Origin of the sequence: Micromonospora sp. SL1-18 (assembly GCF_047921505.1) — a bacterium.
Taxonomy (GTDB): Bacteria; Actinomycetota; Actinomycetes; order Mycobacteriales; family Micromonosporaceae; genus Micromonospora.
The window spans coordinates 1-257 of the sequence record NZ_JBLROA010000270.1; the positions used below are offsets into that span (position 1 = coordinate 1).

Sequence of the window (257 nt, forward strand, 5' to 3'; positions counted from 1 at the left end):
GTCTGGGCCGCCCCGCGTTTTCCGGACAGTCGCTAAACCTGTTCCCTATGCTGCGAGCTGCCGATTCAGGTACTCGTCGTGGACCTCTTGCGGGGTCTTGTAGCCGAGTCCCGAGTGGAGACGTTTGGTATTGTAGTGCAATTCGATGTAGCGCGCAACGTCTCTGCGCGCGTGTTCACGGGTCGGATACTGGGTCCGATGTACCCGCTCGGTCTTGAGTGCGGCGAAGAACGACTCGGCCATGGCGTTGTCGTAGC

At 60.3% G+C, this 257-nt stretch carries 1 protein-coding gene; it reads right to left on the bottom strand.

The window, feature by feature from the left end:
- Positions 1-45: 45 nt before the first annotated feature.
- Positions 46-257, bottom strand: a 212-nt coding sequence (locus ACNAW0_RS30900) for an integrase core domain-containing protein (RefSeq protein ID WP_416291564.1), incomplete at its 5' end; no start/stop codon positions are given.